Genomic DNA, 24,854 nt, shown 5'->3' on the forward strand with positions numbered 1-24,854 from the left:
GTCAGATCTGCTCCGCAACGGGTTGAGTGTTCAGCGCCTGACGCGGCGCCTCAAAGTTGGCGTGATGCAGGTTCTCGATGCGCTCTACTTCGTCAGGCTGCACGTAGTAGTCGACGTCTTCGTTGTAGCTGCGCGCGATGAAGGTAGCGATCATGCCGATGAAGCTCACGGCCCCCAGCCACCAGATGTGCCAGACCAGCGCGAAACCGAATACCGCGCCCAGCAGACCGATGATCAGGCCGGCCGAGGTGTTCTTCGGCATGTGGATCGGCGCGTAATGATCGGGGCGCAGGTAGGCTTCGCCACGCTCTTTCATGTCCTGGAAGGCATCCAGTGCACGCACGCTCGGCGTAACGGCGAAGTTGTAGAACGGCGGCGGCGAACTGGTCGACCATTCCAGGGTACGACCGCCCCACGGGTCACCGGTCACGTCACGCAGCGATTCACGGTTGCGCAGACTGACCACCAGCTGTGCCAGCTGGAACAGAATGCCGCACAGAATCAGGCCGGCACCGAAGAAGGCAACGATCAGGTAAGGCTGCCACATCGGGTTGTCGTAATGATTCAGGCGACGGGTCATCCCCATGAAGCCGAGGATGTAGAGCGGCATAAAGGCCACGAAGAAGCCGGTGATCCAGCACCAGAAGGCCCCCTTGCCCAGACGCTCATCCAGTTTGAAACCGAAAGCCTTCGGGAACCAGAAGGTAAAGCCGGCCAAATAACCGAATACCGCACCACCGATGATGGTGTTGTGGAAGTGAGCGATCAAAAACAGGCTGTTGTGCAGCACGTAGTCCGCGCCCGGTACGGCCAGCAGAACGCCGGTCATGCCGCCCACGGTGAAGGTCACCATAAAGCCCAGGGTCCACAGCACCGGCGTGGTGAACTGCACGCGGCCGCGAAACATGGTGAACAACCAGTTGAACAGCTTCACCCCGGTTGGCACCGAAATGATCATGGTGGCCACGCCGAAGAACGCGTTGACGTTGGCACCCGAGCCCATGGTGAAGAAGTGATGCAGCCAGACCACGAAGCCCAGTACGGTGATCGCTCCGCTGGCCCAGATCATCGAGGTGTAGCCGAACAGTTTCTTGCCGGAGAAGGTCGAAATCACCTCAGAGAAGATACCGAACGCCGGCAGGATGAGGATGTACACCTCGGGGTGACCCCAGGCCCAGAACAGGTTGATGTACATCATGGCGTTACCGCCAAGCTCGTTGGTGAAAAAGTGCATGTCCAGATAACGGTCCAGACTCAGCAGCGCCAGGGTGGCGGTCAAAATCGGGAAGGACGCAATGATCAGGATGTTGGTGAAGGTGCAGGTCCAGGTGAACACCGGCATCTTCATCAGCGTCATGCCGGGTGCGCGCATCTTGAACACGGTCACCAGGAAGTTGACGCCGGTAAGCAGCGTCCCTAACCCCGATAACTGCAGCGCCCAGATGTAATAGTCGACCCCCACGCCCGGGCTGTAGCCCAGCTCGGCCAGCGGCGGGTAGGCAACCCAACCGGTGCGGGCGAACTCCCCTACCCCCAGCGACACGTTGACCAGAATCGCACCGGCCACGAACAGCCAGAAGCTCAACGAGTTGAGGAACGGGAAGGCAACGTCACGGGCGCCAATCTGCAGCGGCACCGCAATGTTCATCAGACCAACCATGAACGGCATGGCCATGAAGATGATCATGATTACGCCGTGTGCGGTGAAGATCTGGTCGTAGTGCTCGGGCGGCAGGTAGCCCTGCGAAGCGCCTTCGGCAATCGCCAGCTGGCCGCGCATCATGATGGCGTCGGCAAAACCGCGCAGCAGCATGATCAGGGCAACCAGGATGTACATCACACCGATTTTCTTGTGGTCAACCGAAGTCAGCCACTCGGTCCACAGGTAGCCCCACTTGCGGTAGTAGGTGATCGCGCCAAAGATCCCCAGGCCGGCAATCGCAACGACCGCCAGGGTGATCATGATAATGGGCTCGTGGAACGGCACGGCCTCGAGTGTCAGCTTGCCAAACATCAGTGGGTCTCCTCGGCAGCGTTCATGGGCATGCCAGCCATTTCTGCGCCTGCATGTGCCTCATGGCCTGCGTGACCCGCGTGGTCTTCGTGGCCGGCCGCGTGCTTACCGCCGTTGTGGTATTGCATGAGGATGGTGTCGTACAGGATCGGGCTGACGCTGCCGTAGTAGCGGACCGGATCGGCCTTGCTCGGCGCTGCCAGCGTCGGGTAGCTATCCAGGTCCAGCGTCTCGGTATTGGCTTTGACTTGGCTAACCCAGTCGTTGAAGCTCTGCTCATCGGTGGCGATGGCCTGAAACTTCATGTCGGAGAAGCCTTCGCCACTCAGGTTGGCGGAGAAACCGTCGTAGCTGCCTTCATGGTTGGCGATCAGATGCAGCTTGGTCTGCATCCCAGCCATCGAGTAGATCTGACTGCCCAGCGCCGGGATGAAGAAGGAATTCATCGCCGATTGGGAGGTAATCTTGAAGTTGACGGGGGTGTCGACCGGGAAGGCCAGTTCGTTGACGGTGGCGATGCCCTGCTCTGGGTAGATGAACAGCCATTTCCAGTCCAGCGATACCACCTGCACTTCAATCGGCTTTACGTCCGAGTCGAGCGGGCGGTATGGGTCCAGCTCATGGGTGGTCTTCCAGGTGATGGTGCCGAGGATGGCGACGATCACGCAGGGAATGATCCAGACCACCAGTTCAATCGCGGTGGAGTGGGACCAGTTGGGTCGATAGGTCGCCTTGGTGTTGCTTGCGCGGTACTTCCAGGCAAACACCAGGGTCAACACGATGACCGGAATTACCACGATCAGCATCAGCAGCGTGGCGGTGATGATCAGCGACTTTTCGTCGACGCCGACCTGCCCTTTCGGGTCCAGCAACACCATCTTGCAGCCGCCGAGCATCAGCAGCGGCAACCAGGCGAGCCGTTTCAGGATTGAAGTTATCTGCTTCGGGTTCATGTTGCAGCCTTAGTCGTTGAACAGGCCCTCGCGCCCGACAGGGAACGAGGTGCAACAGGCCCCAGTGATGTGCACCCACCAGCCGACCAATAGCCCACGCAACAGCACCCCGTGACGCTCCCGCATGAGCGTGTCAGGTGCTGCCGTGTGGTTTTTATGGGTCAGCGTAATGTCTTTGTGCAGACTGAGACGGCGTACAGCATCAATCGCCAAACTGGCCGCGGGAGCGGCGCCTTCCGTGGGGAACCAGAGCGACGCCTGGAACCTGTTGCGGAAAGTATTACAAAGTATTTCCGGAAGCCGCGCAATTGTAACAAGTAGTGACACAGGTCAATGCAGCACTTCATATTTGCGACTAAAGCATTCGCTGAAGACAAATGAGAAATGCTCGCAAGTCACGCATGGCGCGGGGTTCAAGCCTCAAGCGAGGTCCCCGCAACAGCTGTTGCAGGGGTGCGGCAATGTGCCGCGCTGGAAGACAGGTAAGCGCAGTGAGTGGCGTGCGGCGACAGGCCGCAGCACGGTTGCTGGAAAAAATGTGTCGAAGGCGTACCATCACGGCACTAACGCGAGGTGCTCAACATGACTCAATCCACGCCAGCTTATGGCACAGCAGATGCGTCCTATCAGGCCGCAGGCGAAATCGACGGCATACGTCGGCTGGTCGATGATTTCTACCAGGAGATGGACAGCTGGGAGGGGGCACAGGAACTGCGCGCTCTGCACGCGCCTGACCTGGCATCGGCTCGGGCCAAGTTGAGCGCATTTCTGTCAGGCTGGCTGGGCGGCCCGCGACTGTTTCAGCAGCAGTATGGCGGCATCAGCATTCCCGCCTTTCACGCCAAATGGGATGTAGGCCCGGAGCTGCGTGACCAGTGGCTGGAGTGCATGGCGCGGGCGATAGCAAAGCAGCCCTACTCTCCCGCATTTGCCAGCTATCTGCTGGAGCAACTGCGCGTGCCGGCCAACCGGGTGGTGCAGGCCAGTCAGGCGATGCGTCAGGCGCAGCAATAGCCGCTAGAGCGGCTTTTCCCAGAACATTGCCCGGCCCATTTCCGGCACCAACTGGTAACCCTCAAAGCCCAAACCCCGGTAGGAACGCTGTGCCGCCTTGTTGCCCTCCAGCACTTCCAGGGTGAGCTTGCAGCAACCTCGCTGGCGGGCAATGTCTTCGACCTGAGTCAGCATCTGCCTAGCAATGCCCTGCCCTCGCCAACGGCGTGACACAATCACGTCGTGGATATTGATGAGCGGCTTGCCCTTGAACGTGGAAAACCCCTCGAAGCAGTTGACCAGGCCAACATACTGGCCGTCGGCAACCGCGAGCACAAACAGGTAGTCCGTCCGTGAGGACAGCTTGCCCGGTAGTGATTCGAGCAACTCAGGGGCAAGCGCCGCAGCGCCACCCATAGGGTCAAGCGCATATTCAGCGAGCAACGACTTCAACGCCGTAGCATGTACTTCGTCGCCAAGATCGCCGACGATCACTTCCAAAGTCATTGCGTTGCATCCTTGTTCTGAAGCTGTTGCTGCAGTGTCAACAGGGTTTGGTTGGCAGGGGTCAAATCAAGCCCTTCGGCAATTAGCGCCAGGGCAGCGTCGCGCTGATCGGCACTGTCGAGCGCGACGGCCAGCACGTATCGATAGTGGGCATTCTGCGGGTCAAGCACAACTGCGCGGCGCAGCTCGATCAGGGCGTCGGCCATATTCTTGCTGCGCACCTTGAGCAGTCCCAGGCTGAAATGCAACGGGGCAGCCTCCGGCAACGCTTCCAACCCCTTGTTAAGCAGTGTTTCGGCCATAGGGTCGCGCATCGACGCGCGATACAGATCGGCCAGATTGATGTAGGCACCGATGAAATAGGGATCAAGCTCTAAGGCCCGCGCGTAGGCATCTTCCGCCAGCGCAAGCTGGTTACGCGCCTGATAGTACAGGCCGATGTTCAACTGTGCCGAAGGGTCATCGGCGATGGCTTGTTGCGCTTTGAGGTATTGCTGCTGCGCCTGGCGCAACTTTTCGATGTCATCACCCTGCATCTGCTCTGGCGGAATATCCAGCAACTGCGCGGCCGCCTGCAGCCTGACCACGCGTTCAGGCGCATCCAGCAGCGGGCTGGCAAGCTGCCAGCGGGTGACCGGCGGGTAACTGCCAATCGCCTCCAGCGCGCCCAGGCGAATCACCGGGTCCTTCGCACGCAGGGCAACAAACAGCGATTGGGCCACCTCCGGCCCCGGCCAGGCCTGCAGCAAACTGGCGGCCGTCGCGCGGGCGATCGCTGGCTGGCCTTCGTCGGCCAACAGCGTCAGCAGATCCTGCTGGGCGCCAACAGAGCCTGCTCGGCCCGCTGCCAGTGTGCGCGCATACTGCTGCAGCCCCTGCGGCACATGGCCATACCAGTGTTCGACGTGCTCTGCTGCCCACTCGGGGGGTTCGTCGCTGTGACACTGATTACAGGCGTTGGGCACGCCGAGGCTGACGCTCAGATCGGGGCGCGGGATACGCAGGCTGTGATCGCGCCGAGGATCCACTTCCATGTAGGTGGTGGTCGGCATATGGCAGTCCACGCAGGCGCTGCCCTGCACGCTGCTGTGAAAGTGGTGCTTCGGCGTCTGGTACTGGTCGGCCTGGTGACACTGCAGGCAGACACCATCGCCAGGGACCCTGAGCTCCAGCGAGTGCGGGTTGTGACAGTCACTGCAGGTCACGCCGGCCTGATACATTTTGCTCTGCAGGAACGAGCTATGCACAAACACCTCATCCTGAATCTGACCGTCCGGGTGATACAGCCCCTGATCAAGGGTTGCGAGCAGATAATTTTCCACCAGCAAACCGGCATCCTGCCGGTCATCAAACAGTTGCGCACGGCGGGAGTGGCAGGCAGCGCAGGCTTGAATTTCCTTCTCGCTGTCGCGCGGCTTGCTGCGGCTGGGCGTACCGTTGTCATCGTGCTGCCAAGTGACACCTTCGCGCTCATCAAAGCGCACCGCAAGCCCAAGGGTCGCGGCCATATCTGGATAAGCGTCAGGAGCAGCGGCCCACTTCAGGTGGTCTGAAGCCGGTCCGTGGCACGCCTCGCAGGACACGTCGATCTCGGCCCAGCGAGTGTCATAACGGTTGGTTGCGGCATTGAAGTTGCGTTCCAGATTGGTCGAGTGGCATTCGGCGCACATCAGGTTCCAGTTGAACTGACGCCCACTCCAGTGCAGCGCCTTGACCGGGTCGTCGCCATTGACATCAGGGTTGAGCTGGAACCAGCGCTGGCCACCCTCCCCAGCCGGCCGTGCATCCCAGGCAACACTGAACGCCTGATAACGGCCGCCCGGCATCGCCAGCAGATACTGCTGCAGCGGATAGACCCCAAAGGTGTACTCGGCAACATAGACCTGCTGGCGGCCATCCGGACCGAGTGTATTGACCAGAAACTGGCCGTCACGCTGGAAGAAGGTACTGGTTACGCCGCCGTAGCTGAAGCTGGCGTTATTGAAATCGCCAAGCACGGTATCGGCATTTGCTTCCTGCATGGCCTGATCGTGGTGCGACCCGACAAAGTCGGCGCTCTGCTCGACATGACAGGCGATACAGCTCTGACGGCCAACATAGTGCCGACTGCCGGCTGTGGTAACGTCAACGAAGGGCACATTTTGCTGCTCGGCGGTCAGAGCAGGCGCCTGCAAAGGGGGCTCGGCTTCCCCGGCAGTAAACCACCAGACAGCGACGGCCGAGAGAACAAGAACCAGCGGAAGCAGCAGGCGCCACAGCGGCGGTTCAGGGGCAAGGTGTCGGGCAGAGTGAGTCTTGTTACTGTCCATCGTCTGGCAACATCCCTATTGCAACAATGCGTCTTGCGGGCAACTCCGGTCGATGCAACGGTCTGACCCCGACAGCCTCAAGAGCCAATCTGTACCCAACCCTGATCCTCAATCCGGTTGCGACCCGTGCTTTTGGCTCGATAGGTTGCGATATCAGCGGTATTGAGCAGCAAATCCAGGCTGGCTTCACCGTTTTGCGACGCTGTAACCCCAAAACTGCAAGTAACCTGAATGGTCTCCTTACCGTGGCTCAACCTCAGCGCTTCGATCTTCGCTCTCAAGCGCTCCGCAAGCTCCCTCGCCTCATCCAGCCCCGTCGCCGGCAGAAGAATCGCAAACTCCTCTCCTCCGAGCCGAGCCGCAGCGTCAGCGGCCCGTGTATGCTGCTTCAGCACGCCGGCAAGCGCACGCAGAACAGCGTCACCGCCAGCATGGCCAAAACGATCATTGATTTGCTTGAAGTGATCGGCATCCAGCGAAATAAGCGCCACCGGGTGCCGTTGCCTGCGCGCCTGCTCAAGCGCCGCGTTGCCCAAAGCAAACAACGCTCGTCTGTTGGCCAGCCCAGTCAAGGCGTCCTCATTGGCGAGTTGTTCTGCCTGGCGCTGCGCTTGTGTGAGCTGGTCCTGCAAGTCCTTGATGTCGGAAATGTCGGTTGCGATTACGATTCTGACAAGACGCCCGTCCGGCCAGCGGGTTGCCTGATCACGGCACTGATACCAGCGGCCCGTGAGGGTGTTGCGGAATTCCCAGCGATGGACGCCGATTGGCACACCCTGTTCATCAACCAGCAATGGGTTGGTGCAAAATGCGCACGGCCCTGTCTGGCCCTTCTGCAGTACCTGCCAACATTTTCGCGCACCCGGCTCTCCCCATTTTTCACGCCCGTAGGCGTTGAGAAACAGAAGCTCGTGGGTATCCATATCGGCGACATAGACCAGCGCATCAAGACTGTCGAGCACGGTCTCGATGGCAAGCCTGTCCACATTCTGGTTGTCTGGCATTTTTTTTGTCTGCGGAGCTCCGGCCGGCAACGTCACCTGCACACTGTTGGCGGTGTTGCCATGAGTACGCGAATCGCGTCTGCTGGTCAGACTGTGTGCAATCCGATTATGCGGCAGCTTACGTGGTCTGGCCAATCTGTGACATCATCTTGCAGTTAAACATCTATCCCACTTTATTTGTCGCCAGGGGTGTCCGGTGCCATGCATCGGGCTGAGAACACGCCAAGCCCAGGCTGGCCAAACCCTGGAACCTGATCCGGATCATACCGGCGGAGGAAGCGCGACATGTTGTACCTGACGATTGCAGCCCTGGCTGCGGTTCTGCTTTTGTTTGTCTGGGTTGGTCTGCGAACCCGCCGAAACGAGGCTCTCGACGACTTTATTACGGCGCGCAATAGCCAGAACCGCTGGGCCATTGGCCTATCGTTTCTGGCCTCAGGCATGGGTGGCTGGATCCTCTTTGCTCCACCGGAAGTCGGCGTACTGGTCGGTCCCCTTGGTCTGGCCGGGTATGCGCTGGGCGCCGCCCTGCCCTTTATCGTGTTTGCCCTGTGTGGGCCCGCTATTCGTCGAAGACTGCCGGCAGGGCGAAGTATTGGCGAGTTCGCCGAGCACTGCTATGGCGGCGGCGTACGCCGCTGGGTCGGATTGATATCACTGTTGTACATGGCCTGTTTTCTGGTCGCGGAATTGACCGCCATCGGCGCCATTACCGCGATGCTGTCCGACATCAATGGCAGCCTGATTGTCATCGGCGTTGCCGTAACCACGCTGATCTATACGGCCTGGGGCGGTCTGCGGGCCAGCATGACAACCGACCGCTGGCAGGGATGGCTGCTGATTGCGCTGATGTTGCTGGTCGGCGGCGTTGCTGCGACGCGGCTGCCCGCCTTCAGCCCGGATACGGCGCTTCCCGGCATACCCGCGTCGGCCGCGCTCGGCGTTGCGCTAACCCTTGTCATTGCCGTCACTGCAGCCAACCTGTTCCATCAAGGCTACTGGCAGCGGCTCTGGGCCGCGCAGGACGAAAAGGCACTGGGCCAGGGCGCGCTGATCGGCGGTGTGGCGACCATTCTGGTTGTCGCGCTGGTTGGCGGCCTCGGTATCATGACGGTCATGAGCGGTGCAGATGTTGGCTCCCCACCCATTCCGTTCTTCGCGATGCTGCGTGATGCCCCCGGCTGGCTGGCGCTGCCGGCGCTGGTGCTGGCAATCACCCTGGTTGCCTCCTCGGTCGATACCTTGCAGAACGCTATCGTGTCGCTGGCGGTCACAGAGCGAAAAGGACTGAGTCTTGCCGCTGCTCGCTGGTTTACCTTTGTTCTGATGATTCCGGTGGTGATTATCGCCCTGCAGGGCATCTCGGTTCTGCGGCTGTTTCTGATTGCCGATCTGCTTTGCGCCACTGCGGTTGTGCCGGTCCTGCTAGGCCTGTGGCAACGGATGTCACCGGCAGCTGCGATAGCGGGTGCACTGGCAGGGCTGGTCGGCGCAGTGCTGCCCGGCTGGATTGCAACTGGCAGCGCGCTTCAGGGGCTGCTGCTTGCCAGCTTCCCGGACACCGTTCCGACCCTGCCGCCGTTTCTCGGTGCCCTGGCTGCCTCGGCACTGGTCAGTGTACTTTTCGCCCTCTTGCTGCCTGCCAGAAAGCCCGAACTCGCCGGCTAATCAACCGCGCAGCCGTGCCGCACGGCTGCGCACCTGCCTCCCTCTTTGGCACTAAATGCCGATTAATTTGCCGTTTTGAACCAGCCAGCCATGGGGCCTGGCTGGCAGTCTATAGTCGTCCGTACGCACCAAAAATAAAAAGAGAACAAGACGATGACCAATGAGCACTTCGATGTGCTGATTATCGGTGCCGGCCTCTCCGGTATCGGTACGGCTGTGCACATATCACAGGAATGCCCCGGCAAACGATTGGCAATCCTCGAACGCCGCCAGCGCGTTGGCGGTACATGGGACCTGTTCAGCTATCCCGGAATACGCTCCGATTCTGACATGTTCAGCTTCGGTTACGATTTCAGGCCGTGGAATGACCTGAATACACTCGCCGACGGCCAATCCATTCGTAGCTATATCAGTGAAACCGCCAGCGAGTATGGCGTCGACAAACTGATCCGCTTCGGGATCGAAACCGAGCAGGCTCAGTGGTGCAGCGAGCAGCAGCAATGGATCGTCAGCGCCCGGGATCTGGATACCGGTCTGGCCCGCCACTTCAGTTGCGACTTCCTTATCAGTTGCACCGGTTACTACGATCACAAAACCGGCTATCTGCCCGACTTTCCGGGCGTGGAGCAATTCCAGGGGCAATGCATTCACCCCCAGCACTGGCCGGCCGATCTCGACTATCGGGACAAGAGGGTCGTTGTCATCGGCAGCGGCGCCACTGCTGTCACAGTCGTGCCCGCCATGGCCGATCAGGCAGCCCACGTCACGATGCTGCAGCGCTCTCCATCCTACGTGATGACCGTACCGGCACGTGACAAGTTGACCGAAGTTCTGCGCAAGATCATGCCCGAGCGGTGGGCCAATGATCTGGCACGCAAGCGCAACATCCTGATCCAGCGCTGGCTGTTCAAGGCCGCCAAACGGTGGCCGGAGCGTATGCGCAGCTATCTGCTCAGACAGGTCGCCAAACAGTTGGATGATCAGGCCAACATGAAACACTTCACTCCCAGCTATATGCCCTGGGACCAGCGCCTGTGTGCGGTGCCGGACGGTGATCTGTTCAAGGCCATCAACAGCGGCAAGGCATCGGTGGTGACAGACCGCATTGACCGCTTTACCGAGCACGGCATCAGACTCGCCTCCGGCAAGGAGCTGGAAGCCGACATTGTCATCACCGCCACCGGACTGAAGCTGCAACTGCTGGGGGGCACGCAGCTTCTGATCGACGGCAAGCCGTTCGATCTGCAGCAGCAGATGACCTACAAGGGCGTGTTGCTGCAGAACGTACCGAATATGGCGTGGATTTTCGGTTATACCAACGCGCCCTGGACGCTGAAAGCCGATATTGCCGCGCGCTACGTCTGCCGATTGATCAACCACCTGCAGGCAACAGGAATGCAAGTGGTTACACCTCGGGACCATCAGGGCTGCGCAATTGCGGACATGTCGGTCATGGGCGCACTGGAGTCGGGCTACGTGCAGCGGGCGAATGCGATTCTGCCCCGCCAGGGTCGGAGCCTGCCATGGCGTCTGCTCAATGCCTATGAACAAGATCGTGTGATGTTGCTCGACGAGGTGCTTGAGGACGACAACCTCGAATTCCTGCCGCGCAACTCAGAATCCGGTAACAAGACAGCAGGCAGCAACAGCCGGGCAGCATAACAATGGGGATAATGCTTTGAACAACTCAATACAAAACCTGACAGTACTGGGCGCCGGCGTACTGGGCGGCCAGATCGCCTGGCACAGCGCATACAAGGGCAAACAGGTTGTGGTCTATGACCTGTTCGATGAAGGGCTGGAGCGCTGCAAGATCGCACATCAGCAGTATGCAGCCATTTACCAGAAAGACCTTGGCGCCACTGACGAGCAAATTGAACAGACTCGCGCCCGCTTGCGTTACAGCACTGATCTGGCAGATGCGGTCGGGGCTGCCGATCTGGTGATTGAAGCCGTGCCCGAGATTCCCGAGGTCAAGTCACAGGTCTATCGTGACATGGCTCCCCTGCTGCCCGCCGAGTGCCTCATTGCCACCAACTCATCAACGCTGCTGCCGAGCCAGTTTGCCGAGGATACCGGGCGGCCTGCCAACTACTGCGCGCTGCACTTCGCCAACCTGATCTGGTCGATCAACCTTGCCGAGATCATGGCTCACGCAGGGACAGGCGAGCATACCCTGCGCAGCATCACGCGCTTTGCCATTGAAATAGGGATGATTCCGGTGCCGGTACGCAAACCGCAGAACGGCTATGTCATCAACTCGCTGCTGGTGCCACTGCTCTCGGCCGCACAAACCCTGGTAACCAACGGCGTTGCCACACCGGAAACCGTCGACCGAACCTACATGGTGATGAACCGCGGAGCGAGCATGGGCCCGTTTGGCGTGATCGACGTCGTCGGCATGAAGACCGTCTACGACATCACCCAGTATTGGGGAAGCCTTAATCAAGACGAGCAGGCGCTCAAGAACGCGGATTACATCAAGCGCCACTTTCTCGATCAGGGCAAGCTAGGACTACAGACCGGCAGTGGCTACTATCAGTATCCAAACCCGGCCTACGCTGATCCGGACTTCCTCGTCGAGCCGGGGCTGGAGGTCATCGATGAGATCGTCAGGCTGACGCTTCCCTCATAAGCATTTCGGTGGCGAGGCCGTCTGGCCAAGCCACCAGGCCGTTATTGAGTTTGAACCTCGGTTTGGCAGGGTTTATCCGGATCAAAGACCAGCAACACGATCAGGGCCAACAGCGGCATTGCGCCGCCCAGCAGGGAGGCCACGAGCCAACCGCCGCTGACATAGGCCCACGCCCCCGCGGCGGAACCCACCGCTCCGCCAACAAAGAATGTCGCCATATAAATGGCATTCAATCGGCTGCGCTCGGCTTCACCCAGTGCGTAAATCGCACGCTGGCCAAGCACGACGTTACCGGATACTCCGAGATCAAGCAGCACCGCAGCGGCAACGAGTAACAGCAGTGACAGCGCTGAGCCGGGCGCGACGATATGCGTCATGGCAAAGGCAACCATCACGCAAAGCATCGCGCTGATCGTAGCCACACGGGTCAGCCCACGATCTGCCAGCCTGCCGGCAACAGGCGCAGATACCACGCCAGCGACGCCTGCCAGCGCGAACAGTGCTATACCTGACTGCGACATATCAAAGTCAGGCCCCGCCAGCAGCAGCGGAGTGGTTGTCCAGAACAGGCTGAAGGCGCCAAACATCATCGCCTGATAAAGCGCCCGACGCTGCAGTATCGGAGTATGTGCCGCCAGCGTTGCCATCGAGCGCAGCAGCGCCAGATACCCCATGCTGGCGGTCGGAATACGGCGCGGAATGAGGCGATGCATCACCAGTACCAGCAACACCATCAGAGCGGCCGAGATGAAGAACATCCAGCGCCAGGATGACAGATCGGCAACAAAGCTCGATATCGGTCGGGCCAGCATGATGCCGAACATCAGTCCGCCCATCACATTACCGACCACCTGCCCGCGTCGTTCCGGCGAAGCAAGGTGGGCCGCCAGCGGGACAATAATCTGCACCGCAACCGCGCCAATGCCGATTATCAGCGAACACAACAAAAACTCGAGTGCACTCTCGGATAACGCCGTACCAACCAGAGCCAAAGCCAGCAGCAACACCATTGCGCTGATCAGCGCCCGGTTTTCCAGACGATCGGCCAAAGGCACTACCAGCAGCAGGCCGACGACATAACCGATCTGGGTCAGCGTCACTATCAGGCCGCTAGCTTCAGGGCTCATGCCCAGCGACGCGCTGATGGGCCCCACTAAAGGCTGGGAATAATACAGGTTGGCGACGATAAGGCCGCAGCAGGCAGCCAGGAAGAACATCAGTCCACTGGCAATACCGCGGGTGTTGTCGGATAGGTCTGGCATGGCAACTCTCAATACCTGGGTGTGCAGGGGGAGCCATACTACGCCTATTTATTCGTATTTTGTCGAACTAAAGTCACGGACGTCGTGAACAGACTGTTGCAGCAATCAAACAACGCTCATTCATTAAGCAATTTGAGCATGCTGGCGCGCTGCTCATCGCTGAGCGCTTGCTGCTTCATTGCCTTGGCAAGACTGGCATAGGCCGTACTTAATGCAGAGGAAAGGCTGGCGAGCTGGCTGCGCAGCCCATCCATCAGGGTGCTGCGCTCCTCGTCCGGTAGCCCCTGCTGACGCGCCAACTCAGTGATTTGCTGCTGTACCTCGGCAATCTGCTGTTTGAGTTCGCGAATGTGCTTGAGCAGCCGCTTGATGACTTCAGGCAAATCACTGTCGTCGATATCCTGATTGCTGCTGCTTTTCAACGCCTTTTCAGCCCGCTCCGACAGCGCGACCTTGACGCTTTCTGCAATTTCCCGATTGCTTTGCGGCACAGCCTCCGGCGACCGCTCCGTAACGCCGCCCGTCCCGTTACTGCGGGTAGCAGGATCAGTCCAGGTGAGATCGCCGATACGCATGATTGCGCCCCTCGCAGTGATGGATATCCATTCATATCGGTCGTTTATCGAAGGACTTTAGCTACCACTGGCTTTGACCGGCGCGACAAGCTTCCCTATATTGTCCGCCGCCGCAGCCACTGCGGCATCGTTCTCGGGGCGGGGTGAAACTCCCCACCGGCGGTAACGGAGCCTGGCTCCGAAGCCCGCGAGCGCTCTGAAATGCAGAGGTCAGCAGATCTGGTGAGATGCCAGAGCCGACGGTTACAGTCCGGACAGGAGAGAACGCGACAGCACCCGCGTCGACGCGAGTTGACGTGGCGCTGCCCGTTCGCCCTGATTCAATCTCACAGGATTTATCCATGAATCAGAGCAAGACGATGACCCAATTCCTACCTTCGCAACAGCGCATTGCCTTCATTCACGCGTCCTGGCACACCGACATCGTACTGCGTTGTCTGGACGGATTCCGCGAGGAAATGGCAACGCGGGGCTACCATCCGGAACAGATTGATGTGATCGCCGTTCCCGGTGCCTACGAAATCCCCCTGCAAGCCAAGCTGCTGGCCAAAACCGGGCGCTACGGCGCGATCGCCTGTTCGGGGCTGGTGGTCGATGGCGGTATCTACCGCCACGACTTTGTCGCCAACGCAGTAATCAGCGGCCTGATGCAGGTTCAACTGGAAACCGAAGTGCCGGTACTGACCGCGGTCCTGACGCCTCACCACTTCCACGAACACGCCGAGCACCAGAGCTACTATCGCACTCATTTTGTTACCAAGGGCAAAGAGCTCGCTGCCGCTGCCGACAGGGCCATGGCGCTGCGCTGGCAGGTACTGAACAGCTGAACACCGGTCACACCGCCGGTGGCGTCAGCTGCCGGCAATCCTGAATCCGACCTGAAGAACCACCTGAAAATGCGCGACCTGATCGTTCGCAATATGGCCGCGGGTTTCCTTCACTTCAAACCACTCCATGTAGCGAATGGTCTTTGCGCACTCTGCAATCGCTACCCGAATGGCATCATCGATACTGTTTGGGGACGAGCCGACAACTTCCACCTTCTTGTAGACATGATGGTTGGACATGATTTACCTCCGCCTTCTTGTCATGGGTGCCCCCCCAGTATGGCAAAGGGTTGCCGGTCTCGCCCGCCAAGTCCCGCTGCATTGCAATATGCTGTCATCCGCATATAATCACAAATGCAAATCACTATCATTATTTGATTGATCGCAATCCAAAGGGAGCTTTACATGGCCGTGCGTTTTCCTCTGCAGGCGCTTGCGCTGGCAATTTCGACTACTTTCCTTCTAACCGCATGCAGCGACGACAAGCAAACCAGCGCTCCAGAAGCGAGCGCACCTGAAGCGCCGGTCGCTGAACAATCTCCTGCAAGTGCTACTGAATCTCCAGCCGTTGCCCCTGCCGCCATAGTCAATCATTACGCAGACCTGGCGCTGGCAACCTTCGAGGACGCACTGACAACCGCGAAAGCGCTGGACGCGGCCACCGACGCCCTGATTGCCGAGCCTACCGAAGAGAACCTGGCTGCCGCGCGGGCGGCCTGGTTGCAGTCGCGCGTCCCCTACCAGCAATCTGAGGTTTTCCGCTTCAGCAACGCCGTGGTTGACGATTGGGAAGGTCAGCTGAATGCATGGCCACTGGACGAGGGTCTGATCGACTACGTCAAGGCAGACGATTATCAGCATGCTCTGGGTAACGAAGGCGCCAACGCCAACATCATTGCCAGCACAGAGCTTAACGTCGGCGGTGAAACCCTGGACTTGACGACGATCACACCGGACTTGCTTGCCAGCCTGAACGAGGTTGGCGGTTCTGAGGCCAATGTTGCTACCGGCTACCACGCTATCGAGTTCCTGCTCTGGGGCCAGGATTTGAACGGCTTTGGCGCAGGCGCCGGCGAGCGCAAGGCAACCGATTACGCAACCGGAGAGGCCTGCACAAACGGCAACTGTGACCGCCGCGCAGCCTACCTCGATGCGGTCACCGATCTGCTTGTATCCGATCTGAGCTGGATGGTGGATCAATGGAAACCCGGAGTTGACAGTAACTACCGTGCCGAACTGACAGCACTGGAGCCTACAGCTGTCTATCAGAAAATGCTGTTCGGCATGGGCTCGCTGTCACTGGGTGAGCTGGCCGGTGAGCGCATGAAGGTCGCATTGGAAGCCAACTCCTATGAGGACGAGCACGACTGTTTCAGTGACAACACCCATAACTCCCACTACTACAACGCGCTCGGCATTCAGAATGTCTATACCGGCAACTACAAGCGGGTGGACGGTACCGAGCTGAGCGGCGCATCGCTGGCTGACCTGGTTGGCGAGATCAAACCTGAACTGAATCAGCAGCTGATCGGCCAGCTGGACGCCAGCGTTGCGGCACTGGGTCACATGAAGGAGATCGCCGAGGCAGCGGAAAACCCGGTTGCCTTTGATATGATGATTGCACCCGAAAACACCCAAGGTGCAGAGATTATCAACAACGCCATTAGTGCTCTGGTCGAACAAACCGGTTCGATTGAGCAGGTAGCGGCTGTTGTTGGCGTAGACGCTCTCGAACCCGACGATGCCGGCCACCAGTTCTGATTTGGCGTAGCTTCGGAGCCCGGCGGCTGGCCCGCCGGGCGTCCTGACAGAAACGATCCCTGCTGATACTTACTCCAGGCACAGTGAAACGCAATCCATGCTTCATTCTTTTCTGCGTGCCAGCGCCCTACTGGTACCTGCGGTACTCTTCTCCAACCTGATCCAGGCCACTGAAGCCCCCTACCCAATTCAGGACACCCCGCTCACCGGCGGTGCCGGCAGTGTTAGTCAACACGACCAGAACGCTTACTCGCTGCCGCTGGCAAACATGTCGATGACCAGGCGTTTGGACTTCAGCGTAGGCAACAGTTTTTTCCGCAACCCCTGGGTTGTTGCTCCGGCGAGCACCGATGCCCGCGACGGCCTCGGGCCGCTGTTCAACACCAACTCATGTCAGGGTTGCCACCTCAAGGATGGGCGTGGGCACGCACCCGCGTCCATCGATATGCCCTCGGTTTCGTTGTTCCTGCGCCTCTCCGTTCCGGCGGACCCGGCACAGGATGCAGACCTGCTGCGCGAACATGGCCTCAAACCTGCACCCGTGTATGGCGGCCAGCTGCAAACTTCAGCCATTCCCGGCATGAAGCCGGAAGCAGATATGATCGTTGAGTGGCAATCCGTCACCCAGACGCTTGGAGACGGCACAGAGATCGTCATGCGCAAGCCGGTTTACCATATCGAAAACCCCAACTACGGCCCGCTGCCGGACAACCTTCTGACCTCACCCAGGGTGGCATCGCCCATGATCGGGCTGGGCCTGGTCGAGGCGATTCCCGAGTCCGCCCTGCTGGCAAACGAAGATCCGAACGACGCTGACAGCGACGGTATTTCTGGACGCGCCAACCGGGTCTGGGACCGTACCAGCAAACAGACGGTTGTCGGCCGGTTTGGCTGGAAGGCCGGGCAACCCTCCATCCTGCAGCAAAGCATGGACGCCTTTGCCGGTGATATGGGTCTGACCTCCACCGTCGCCCCATCCACCGATTGCACCTCAGAGCAGGAATGCGAACGCTTCCCCGATGGCGGCCAGCCCGAGGTAACCGACAAAGTCGCCAGTTTTATCGAGTTTTACGCCAGCAGTCTGGCTGTCCCGACCCGCCGGGACATGGACGATCCGATCGTGAAGCAGGGTGCAAAACTGTTCAATGACCTGACATGCGCCGCCTGCCATACCCCAAGCCACACCACCGGTCAGGTCACGCGGCCGGAACTGAGCAACCAGATCATCTGGCCCTACTCCGACTTTCTTCTGCATGACATGGGGCCGGGGCTGGCAGATGGACGCCCGGAATTTCTCGCCGATGGTAACGAGTGGCGCACACCGCCGCTGTGGGGGCTTGGCCTGACCAAGGTGGTCAACCCGCAGGCCGGCTTTCTGCACGATGGCCGGGCGGAGACCATTGAACACGCTATTCTCTGGCACGACGGCGAGGCGCGCGCAGCCGCCGACGGCTACCGTCAACTGCCAAAGAATGAGCGTGACGCCTTGATTCGCTTCCTCAACTCCCTGTGAGGCAACACATGACCTTGACCCTTTCCCGGTTACTTCTGGCCACCACTGCCACCCTGGGCATTAGCGTCGCAGCGCAGGCGCAGGACACCTCCGCCCGAGCAGCCTGGCATGCCCAGATTGGGCATGGCTACCAACAGCTGGCAAGCCAGACTGAACAATTCGCCCAACGGGCAGACACATACTGCGCCGCGCCCGGCAGCGACGACCTCAATGAGGTCAAGGCCGCATGGAGCAGCGCCTTTGCAGCGTGGCAGTCGGTTCGCTTCGTGGATTTTGGCCCTATTGAGCAGAACACTCGTGCCTGGAAGTTCCAATTCTGGCCCGACCCCAAAAATCTGACCGCGAACAAGGCCCGCTACTGGCTCAAGCCCGAGCGTGGTGAAATTACCGAACAGGCGCTTGCCCGCGACAGCGTTGCCATCCAGGGCTTTCCGGCCGCCGAGTATCTGCTGTTCGATGCCCAGGTAGCCGATGGCGAGCAAGCGCTGCCAGATGCGCGCTCCTGTCAGTTACTGACGGCAATCGCGCACAACCTGCAAACCAACGCGAGCGGCCTCAGCAGTGACTGGCAACAGTTGCAGGCACGTTATCTGCAGGTCGCGGACTATGACAACGGCACCCTGACTGCAGCCATGCACGCCCTGGAGATCATGGCCGACTGGCGTCTGGCAGCGCCCCTGGGGGCACGAGGCAACGGCAAGCCCAATCCCTACCTGGCAGACGCCTGGCGCTCGGGGCAATCACTGGACATGATCCAGGCGTCACTGCAGGGGTTGGCCGATTATTTCGTTCCCGGGCTGAATGCCCTGATGGCCGAGAATGATGCCCTGCCTCTGGCCGAACAATTCAGTGCTCAATTGAACCGAACCCTGGCCCGATTCGACACTCTGCCTGCCGATATCACACCGCTGCTTGAAAGCGAGGAAGGTATCGCCAGTCTCAACGCGCTGCTGGCCGACGTCCGTACGACCGGCCAACTGTTGACCGGGCCGATCGCGGCCGAACTCAATGTGGTGCGCGGATTCAACTCCAGCGATGGAGACTGATCGATGCTTGATCGACGCCGCTTTCTCAAAGCGTCCCTGGCAGCCGGCTCATTCGCAGCACTGACAGCCTGCAGCACGCGCTGGCCGTCAAACAATGCGCCGCCGCTGACCCTGGTCAGTGCCGTAGACGATGAAGCCGGGCAGCACTATATCGGCGCCGTCGATGCTGCCGGCCAGGCTCGCTTGCAGATACCTGTTCCAGAGCGCTGTCACGGCGGATGTGCGCAGCCACACGGAGATCATGTCGTCGTTTTTGCCCGCCGGCCCGGACGACTGATGCATGTACTCAACACGCGCCGGGGCGAGCTGGAGCGCACCATTGAGGCAGGCGACGGCTACCACTACTACGGCCATGGTGTGTATAGCCAGGATGCACGTTACCTCTATGTCACCATGAACAATTACCACACCTCTGCGGGTCTGGTACGAGTCTACGATGCGTTTGACGGCTACAGCGCCGTAGCCGACTACGACCTCGCCGGCATCGGGCCGCACGAACTGCGCCTGCATCCCGATGGCGTTACGCTGGTTGTCGCCCTTGGCGGTATCGAAACCCACCCGGACTACGACCGCATCAAGCTGAACCTCGACCGAATGGCGCCCGCGCTGATACTGATGGACCGGCGAACCGGCGAAATCAGCGCACGCTACACCCCCTCACATCATCAACTCAGCTGCCGACATCTGGATGTGAGCCCTGATGGTATCGTCATCGCCGGCTATCAGTATGAAGGGCCGGAATGGGAGTCGCCCCCGCTGGTCGCACGCCTCGACACGGCCACCGGCGTCTTCAGCGAACTGGATTGGCCAGTAGAGGAACTGCTGCCACTCAGGAACTATACCGCCAGCATCGCAATCAGTCGGCAAAGCCCCTATGCCGTTGTCACGGCCCCTCTCGGTGGCCTGGCGCTGATCATTGACTACCACTCGGGCAAGGTCATTCAGCGCATACCGGTGACGGACGTTGCAGGTGCCCTGCCCCACGGCAAGAACGGATTTATCGTGTCTTCAGGGATGGGGGGGGTGTATCAGCTTTCGGCAGACAGCGATCAGGCACTGTTGCGTGGAACCTATCCCATGCGTTGGGACAATCACCTCACGCCGGGGCAGTACCTGGCAAGTTGACCAGAAGAAACCCGGTCGCCACCGCTCAGCGGCTGGCGACCATTTTGGATATACATTGCCGGGACTCCTCCGGCAGGTCGATAAAGTGCATACCGGTCCAGAACTGCTCGCCGTTGATGCTGACACGGTTCCACAGGCTTTCAGCATCAAGCAGAAATTCATTCACGCCATTAAGGGTCATCGGCAGATTGACCTGAAGAGAAAAGGCCCGGTTCAGATCAACCGGACGATTGCTGAGCAGCATCAGGCCCTCCTCATGAAGGTCTACCACACGACCAAGGTGGTCTCCGGTATCCAGGTCAAAAACCTCCAGACTGCTGCTCATCTGATGCCGTTCCAATCGCCTTCGCTCTGTCATGTCGTACTCAACTTCTCAGGGGAGACTGCCGGTGACAAGGTCACTTCAGCAAGCCCAGTTTGCGGGAAAAAAATAGTGGCGAAAAGCTATATCGACACCCATTTTATCTAACCAATCCACATTTCCATCATTGTTCCTGAAGAAGCCACCAGCGGCGCATTGTCACTTCATGCAACCTGCTGTTTCGGGGTATTGTTCTGATACCACACCCGTATACCAAGGAATCTGACATGCGATTCAATCGTTTCTCCTTGCTCCTGATCGGCTGCGCAATGGCCCAATTGGTAAATGCCCACGAGTTTGAAGCCGGATCGTTACACATTGACCACCCCTGGTCGCGCGCTCTGCCGCCTGTTGCACCAACCGGAGCCGCTTACCTGCAGATCAGCAATCAGGGAGAGCAAAGTGACGCGCTTCTGGGTGCCGATACCCCGGCCGCAGAAAAAGTGGAGATTCATGAACACGTCCACGCTGACGGACTGATGAAAATGCGGCGTGTTGATCGTCTGGAGCTTGCCCCCGGTCAGACCGTTCTCTTCAAGCCCGGCTCGTACCACCTGATGCTGTTCAATCTGAAGCAACCCTTGCAGGCAGGCGAGCAGTTTCCGTTAACCCTGCACTTTGATCGGGCCGGCGACGTACAAGTAATCGTGAATGTACAGGCAGAGGATGAGCCAGCATCCTCGAACGCCGACTCGGGTCACATGCATCACTGATCGGGGCGATCGCGATCAAGCAGATGAAACCGCGGCAGCTCCAGGTGCCAGCGGATGGCAGCCAGCCTGATCGTCAGCACCAGAGCAATGCAGATGGCGATGCCGAGGTCTTCGCGCAATCCCAATGACTGCAGGCCGATATAAGCCAGGGAACCGACAATACACGCAGTGGCGTATATTTCCTTTTGAAAGATCAGCGGGATTTCATTACAGATGATATCCCGCATGACCCCACCTGCGACCCCGGTCATTACCCCCATGATCACGGCAGCACTGACCGGCACGCCATAATTTAGCGCGACCTGAGTACCTATCACGGTAAATACTGCCAGGCCGAATGCATCTGCAACCAGCAGCCCCGTTTCATTGATGGGCCGGGTCAGTCGGACCCAGATCACCGTGCCGACAGCTGCCAGCGTGGCAACAAGGATGTATACGTCGTCGCGAATCCAGCTTACCGGGTGATTACCGAGTATGGCGTCACGCAGAGTGCCACCACCCAGGGCAGTGATGATCGCAATGACCAGCACGCCAAACAGATCCATCGACTTGCGCCCGGCCATCAGCGCGCCCGTAATGGCAAATACCGCTACACCAAACAGATCGAAGACGTAGAACCAGCTCATTCAGGCAGCACTCCGAAGTGGCCCTGATCAATCCTCTCGACTGGGAGTTCTCATGGTCACAAACTCCTCGGCTGCTGTGGGATGAATACCCAGCGTGGCATCGAACACCGCCTTGGTTGCGCCTGCCTTGATCGCGACCGCCAGCCCCTGCACGATCTCGCCCGCCTCGGGCCCGACCATATGCACCCCGAGCACCCGATCGGTGTCCTTGTCGACCACCAGTTTCATCAGACTCTGCTCGCTGCGGCCAGCCAGAGTGTTGCGCATGGCACGAAAACGGCTTTCATAGATACGCAGACGATGCCCATCGGCACGGGCTTGCTCTTCCGATAGACCAAGCGTCGCGATATTGGGAATGCAGAACACCGCAGTCGGAATGTCGTTATAGTCAACCGGTACATACTCCTCCGGCCGATACAACCGACGCGCCAGCGCCATGCCTTCCGCCAACGCCACCGGTGTTAACTGCACGGTGCCGGTCACATCCCCAATCGCCAGCACCGCCGGGTCGGTAGTCTGGTAGTGCTCATCCACCCGAATGTTGCCTTTATCGTCCAGCTCAACACCCGTGTGCTCCAGCCCCAGATCATCGGTGTGCGCGCGCCGCCCCGTGGCATAGAGCACCAGATCCGTTTCCATCTGCTCACCACTGGCGAGGGTCACGCTCAGTGACTGATCAGCATTACGCTCAATGCGGGCGACGTCGCCGTTGAACCGCAGCCTGACTCCCTTCTCGGCGAGCACAGAGGCCATGTGTTCCCGCACGCTGCGATCAAAGCCGCGCAGGAACAGCTCCCCACGATAGAGCTGGGTAGTTTCGCAACCAAGACCATGGAAAATGCCGGCAAACTCGATGGCAATATAGCCACCCCCAACGACCAGCACCCGTTTTGGCAGCTCATCGAGGAAGAACACCTCGTTGGAACTGATAACGTGCTCGTTGCCCGGGAAGTCCGGCACGTGCGGCCACCCTCCTGTTGCAATCAGAACACGCTCGGCACTGTAACGCCGACCATCTACCTCTACGTGATGCGAGTCGATGAATCTTGCCCGTCCTTCAATCAACTGCACGCCAGCGGATAGCAACAGGTTGCGGTAGATGCCGTTCAACCGACTGATCTCGGCATTCTTGTTGGCGACCAGACGCGGCCAATCGAAACCGGGGGCAGCAACATCCCAGCCATACCCGGCCGCGTCGGCAATGTCCTCGGCAAAATGTGCCGCATAGGAAAACAGCTTCTTCGGCACGCAGCCTACGTTGACGCAGGTCCCGCCCAGATAGCGATCCTCGGCTACAGCCACCCTGGCTCCGAATCCTGCTGCCATTCGACTGGCACGCACACCGCCGGAGCCGGCGCCAATAACGAAGAGATCAAAATCATACTGGGACATGGGCTGTATTCCTGCCTGGACTTGAGTAATTGCTCAAGCATACCCCAAAACAGGCATTGGCTCAGACTACCTTGCGCAGCAGTGGCGCAGGCGCGTCCACCGGCAAGCGGCCGACACCAAGATGACGAAAGCCGTGCGCTCCGACCACTGCCGGATCGTACTGGTTTCGGCCATCAATGATGACAGGTGCACGCATGAGTTGGGCCATGAGTGCGAAATCCGGCTGCCGAAACTGCTTCCACTCGGTCAACAGCGCCAACGCATCAGCTTGGTTTAGCGCGACATAGGGGTCGGAGAACAATTGCAGCTGACCCCTTGCAATAGCTGCCGGATAGGCTCGGGCGATGTTGTCACCGGCTACCGGATCAAACGCCTTCACCATCGTACCGGCGGCCAGCAACTCATCAATCAACTCGCGACTGGGCGCATCGCGAATATCATCAGTGCCAGGTTTGAACGACAGCCCCCAAACAGCGACGGTACAACCGGTCAAACGCTCACCATAGACCTTGCGCAACATGCGCAGCGGCCAGCCCTTCTGCGCCTGGTTTCGCTGTTCAACAGCGGTCAGAATCGGCAACTCCGTATCATGCTCCCGCGCCATGTGCAGCAGCGCGCGGATGTCCTTCGGGAAGCACGATCCGCCATAGCCACAACCGGCATAAATGAAATGGTGGCCGATACGCGGATCAGCACCAATCCCCTTGCGCACCTCCTCTACGTCGACACCAAGCAGCTCGCACAGGCTGGCCACTTCATTGATAAACGAAATCTTGGTCGCCAGGAAGGTATTGGCCACGTACTTGGTCATTTCCGCCGCACGCCGCGGCATGCAAAGAATGCGGTCATGGTTGCGGACAAACGGCTCATACAGTTGGCGCATGGTTCGCTCGGCGCCGGCATCCTCGGTACCGAGGATAATCCGGTCAGGACGCATGAAGTCGTCGATGGCGGCCCCCTCCTTGAGAAACTCCGGATTACTCACCACACGATGCTGCCAGCCCAACCCTCGGCGCTGGCAAAGCTGGTCTAGAATCGCTTGCACCCGGCAGGCCGTGCCAACCGGCGCCGTTGATTTGCAGACAACGATGGACGGGCTGTCCAGGAGCGCCCCGAGCTGCGCTGCCACCCCAAGAATTTGGGATATGTCGGCAGAGCCGTCCAGCGCCGGAGGTGTGCCAACCGCAATGAAGACAACGTCACTGTGGCTGAGCCCTGGGCCCAGTTGAGGGTGAAACGTCAGCCGTCCCGCACGCTGATTGGTCTGCAGCAACCCTTCTATTCCGGGTTCGTAGATCGGTGATACTCCACGCTGAAGCGCCGCAATACGCTCCTCATCAGCATCCACGCACGCAACCCGATTACCCATTTCGGCAAAACAGGCAGCCGTCACCAAACCAACATAGCCGCATCCAATAACCGTGATCTGCATGCCCGTCTCCTCAATGATGTGCAACGAGGATTGCGCCATGACGGCGTGACAGACGGATTACTCCAAGGTTAAGCCTTGATGACGTGCCAGCATTGTTACCACGACACGCCCTACCCCCATGGCAACGCGCAGGCTACA

Annotated in this window: 23 protein-coding genes and 2 riboswitches; of the genes, 10 read left to right on the forward strand and 13 right to left on the reverse strand. The window is 59.5% G+C overall.

The genetic code is table 11. The annotated features are described in order from the left end of the window. Position 1: 1 nt before the first annotated feature. Positions 2-2,014, reverse strand: coding sequence for a cytochrome o ubiquinol oxidase subunit I (gene cyoB / locus ACZ5WQ_RS05160; protein WP_285677106.1), 2,013 nt, complete (start codon positions 2,012-2,014; stop codon positions 2-4). Next, a complete protein-coding gene (gene cyoA / locus ACZ5WQ_RS05165; RefSeq protein ID WP_464383290.1) occupies positions 2,014-2,967 on the reverse strand; it encodes a ubiquinol oxidase subunit II in 954 nt (317 codons plus the stop codon). Before cyoA ends, cyoB begins: the two co-directional genes overlap by 1 nt. Positions 2,968-3,549: 582 nt before the next feature. On the opposite strand from cyoA, the gene ACZ5WQ_RS05170 reads away from it, so the two are divergent. Then, positions 3,550-3,981 (forward strand): group II truncated hemoglobin, encoded by a 432-nt coding sequence (locus ACZ5WQ_RS05170; RefSeq protein ID WP_088274219.1) that lies wholly within the window; start codon positions 3,550-3,552, stop codon positions 3,979-3,981. Between the two features lie 3 nt (positions 3,982-3,984). On the opposite strand, the gene ACZ5WQ_RS05175 is transcribed toward ACZ5WQ_RS05170, so the two are convergent. From ACZ5WQ_RS05175 to ACZ5WQ_RS05185, 3 genes are all read right to left on the reverse strand, one after another. Continuing rightward, positions 3,985-4,467, reverse strand: coding sequence for a GNAT family N-acetyltransferase (locus tag ACZ5WQ_RS05175; protein ID WP_233049672.1), 483 nt, complete (start codon positions 4,465-4,467; stop codon positions 3,985-3,987). Then, the gene (locus ACZ5WQ_RS05180) at positions 4,464-6,776 is read right to left on the reverse strand and encodes a multiheme c-type cytochrome (protein WP_464383291.1); all 2,313 of its coding nucleotides are present in this window, start codon (positions 6,774-6,776) and stop codon (positions 4,464-4,466) included. Before ACZ5WQ_RS05180 ends, ACZ5WQ_RS05175 begins: the two co-directional genes overlap by 4 nt. 77 nt (positions 6,777-6,853) lie before the next feature. Continuing rightward, positions 6,854-7,780 (reverse strand): GGDEF domain-containing protein, encoded by a 927-nt coding sequence (locus tag ACZ5WQ_RS05185; protein WP_464383292.1) that lies wholly within the window; start codon positions 7,778-7,780, stop codon positions 6,854-6,856. Positions 7,781-7,955: 175 nt separating this feature from the next. Beyond that, positions 7,956-8,076, forward strand: a riboswitch (TPP riboswitch). Between ACZ5WQ_RS05185 and ACZ5WQ_RS05190 the strand changes: the two genes are divergently transcribed. The 3 genes from ACZ5WQ_RS05190 to ACZ5WQ_RS05200 all read left to right on the forward strand — a co-directional run bounded on the left by ACZ5WQ_RS05190 (position 8,066) and on the right by ACZ5WQ_RS05200 (position 12,083). After that, positions 8,066-9,448 carry a sodium:solute symporter family transporter gene (locus tag ACZ5WQ_RS05190; RefSeq protein ID WP_464383293.1) on the forward strand — a complete coding sequence of 461 codons (1,383 nt, stop codon included), beginning with the start codon at positions 8,066-8,068 and terminating at the stop codon, positions 9,446-9,448. It overlaps the preceding riboswitch by 11 nt. A 153-nt stretch (positions 9,449-9,601) precedes the next feature. Continuing rightward, a complete protein-coding gene (locus ACZ5WQ_RS05195) occupies positions 9,602-11,110 on the forward strand; it encodes a flavin-containing monooxygenase (protein ID WP_464383294.1) in 1,509 nt (502 codons plus the stop codon). 16 nt (positions 11,111-11,126) lie between these two features. Beyond that, the gene (locus ACZ5WQ_RS05200; RefSeq protein ID WP_233049677.1) at positions 11,127-12,083 is read left to right on the forward strand and encodes a 3-hydroxyacyl-CoA dehydrogenase; all 957 of its coding nucleotides are present in this window, start codon (positions 11,127-11,129) and stop codon (positions 12,081-12,083) included. A gap of 41 nt (positions 12,084-12,124) precedes the next feature. On the opposite strand, the gene ACZ5WQ_RS05205 is transcribed toward ACZ5WQ_RS05200, so the two are convergent. Continuing rightward, positions 12,125-13,345, reverse strand: coding sequence for an MFS transporter (locus ACZ5WQ_RS05205; RefSeq protein ID WP_233049678.1), 1,221 nt, complete (start codon positions 13,343-13,345; stop codon positions 12,125-12,127). 116 nt (positions 13,346-13,461) lie between these two features. Beyond that, the gene (locus ACZ5WQ_RS05210) at positions 13,462-13,920 is read right to left on the reverse strand and encodes a hypothetical protein (RefSeq protein WP_233049679.1); all 459 of its coding nucleotides are present in this window, start codon (positions 13,918-13,920) and stop codon (positions 13,462-13,464) included. Between the two features lie 125 nt (positions 13,921-14,045). Further along, a riboswitch (FMN riboswitch) is annotated at positions 14,046-14,190 on the forward strand. Positions 14,191-14,261: 71 nt separating this feature from the next. On the opposite strand from ACZ5WQ_RS05210, the gene ACZ5WQ_RS05215 reads away from it, so the two are divergent. Then, positions 14,262-14,747 (forward strand): 6,7-dimethyl-8-ribityllumazine synthase, encoded by a 486-nt coding sequence (locus ACZ5WQ_RS05215; protein ID WP_335599409.1) that lies wholly within the window; start codon positions 14,262-14,264, stop codon positions 14,745-14,747. Between the two features lie 24 nt (positions 14,748-14,771). Here the strand turns inward: ACZ5WQ_RS05215 and ACZ5WQ_RS05220 are convergent, their stop codons facing one another. Then, the gene (locus ACZ5WQ_RS05220) at positions 14,772-14,987 is read right to left on the reverse strand and encodes a dodecin (RefSeq protein ID WP_228244876.1); all 216 of its coding nucleotides are present in this window, start codon (positions 14,985-14,987) and stop codon (positions 14,772-14,774) included. Between the two features lie 165 nt (positions 14,988-15,152). Between ACZ5WQ_RS05220 and ACZ5WQ_RS05225 the strand changes: the two genes are divergently transcribed. The 3 genes from ACZ5WQ_RS05225 to ACZ5WQ_RS05235 all read left to right on the forward strand — a co-directional run bounded on the left by ACZ5WQ_RS05225 (position 15,153) and on the right by ACZ5WQ_RS05235 (position 19,067). Continuing rightward, on the forward strand, positions 15,153-16,508 hold the full coding sequence (locus ACZ5WQ_RS05225; protein WP_464383295.1) for an imelysin family protein: 1,356 nt from the start codon (positions 15,153-15,155) through the stop codon (positions 16,506-16,508). 97 nt (positions 16,509-16,605) lie between these two features. Continuing rightward, positions 16,606-18,021, forward strand: coding sequence for a di-heme oxidoreductase family protein (locus ACZ5WQ_RS05230; RefSeq protein WP_464383296.1), 1,416 nt, complete (start codon positions 16,606-16,608; stop codon positions 18,019-18,021). A gap of 8 nt (positions 18,022-18,029) precedes the next feature. Continuing rightward, positions 18,030-19,067: an imelysin family protein gene (locus tag ACZ5WQ_RS05235; RefSeq protein ID WP_464383297.1), complete on the forward strand. Its 1,038-nt coding sequence runs from the start codon at positions 18,030-18,032 to the stop codon at positions 19,065-19,067. 87 nt (positions 19,068-19,154) lie between these two features. Here ACZ5WQ_RS05235 and ACZ5WQ_RS05240 read toward each other — a convergent pair whose 3' ends face one another. Then, the gene (locus ACZ5WQ_RS05240; protein WP_228245062.1) at positions 19,155-19,349 is read right to left on the reverse strand and encodes a hypothetical protein; all 195 of its coding nucleotides are present in this window, start codon (positions 19,347-19,349) and stop codon (positions 19,155-19,157) included. Here ACZ5WQ_RS05240 and ACZ5WQ_RS05245 point away from each other — a divergent pair. Next, entirely contained in the window at positions 19,257-20,192 is a 936-nt protein-coding gene (locus ACZ5WQ_RS05245; RefSeq protein WP_464383626.1) for a DUF1513 domain-containing protein, read from the forward strand. The two genes, ACZ5WQ_RS05240 and ACZ5WQ_RS05245, sit on opposite strands and share 93 nt — an antisense overlap. Positions 20,193-20,217: 25 nt before the next feature. Here the strand turns inward: ACZ5WQ_RS05245 and ACZ5WQ_RS05250 are convergent, their stop codons facing one another. Beyond that, complete coding sequence (locus tag ACZ5WQ_RS05250; protein WP_233049683.1) at positions 20,218-20,517, reverse strand: hypothetical protein; 300 nt, start codon at positions 20,515-20,517, stop codon at positions 20,218-20,220. A 263-nt stretch (positions 20,518-20,780) separates the two neighbouring features. On the opposite strand from ACZ5WQ_RS05250, the gene ACZ5WQ_RS05255 reads away from it, so the two are divergent. Further along, positions 20,781-21,266 (forward strand): copper chaperone PCu(A)C, encoded by a 486-nt coding sequence (locus tag ACZ5WQ_RS05255; RefSeq protein ID WP_464383298.1) that lies wholly within the window; start codon positions 20,781-20,783, stop codon positions 21,264-21,266. On the opposite strand, the gene ACZ5WQ_RS05260 is transcribed toward ACZ5WQ_RS05255, so the two are convergent. The 3 genes from ACZ5WQ_RS05260 to ACZ5WQ_RS05270 form a co-directional block, all read right to left on the reverse strand. Continuing rightward, the gene (locus ACZ5WQ_RS05260; RefSeq protein WP_464383299.1) at positions 21,260-21,892 is read right to left on the reverse strand and encodes a trimeric intracellular cation channel family protein; all 633 of its coding nucleotides are present in this window, start codon (positions 21,890-21,892) and stop codon (positions 21,260-21,262) included. The genes ACZ5WQ_RS05255 and ACZ5WQ_RS05260 overlap by 7 nt on opposite strands. A gap of 27 nt (positions 21,893-21,919) precedes the next feature. Then, complete coding sequence (gene gorA / locus ACZ5WQ_RS05265; RefSeq protein ID WP_269687326.1) at positions 21,920-23,284, reverse strand: glutathione-disulfide reductase; 1,365 nt, start codon at positions 23,282-23,284, stop codon at positions 21,920-21,922. Between the two features lie 61 nt (positions 23,285-23,345). Next, positions 23,346-24,716 carry a UDP-glucose dehydrogenase family protein gene (locus ACZ5WQ_RS05270; RefSeq protein ID WP_464383300.1) on the reverse strand — a complete coding sequence of 457 codons (1,371 nt, stop codon included), beginning with the start codon at positions 24,714-24,716 and terminating at the stop codon, positions 23,346-23,348. Positions 24,717-24,854 lie beyond the last annotated feature (138 nt).

The organism is Halopseudomonas sp. T1L2 (assembly GCF_055397385.1).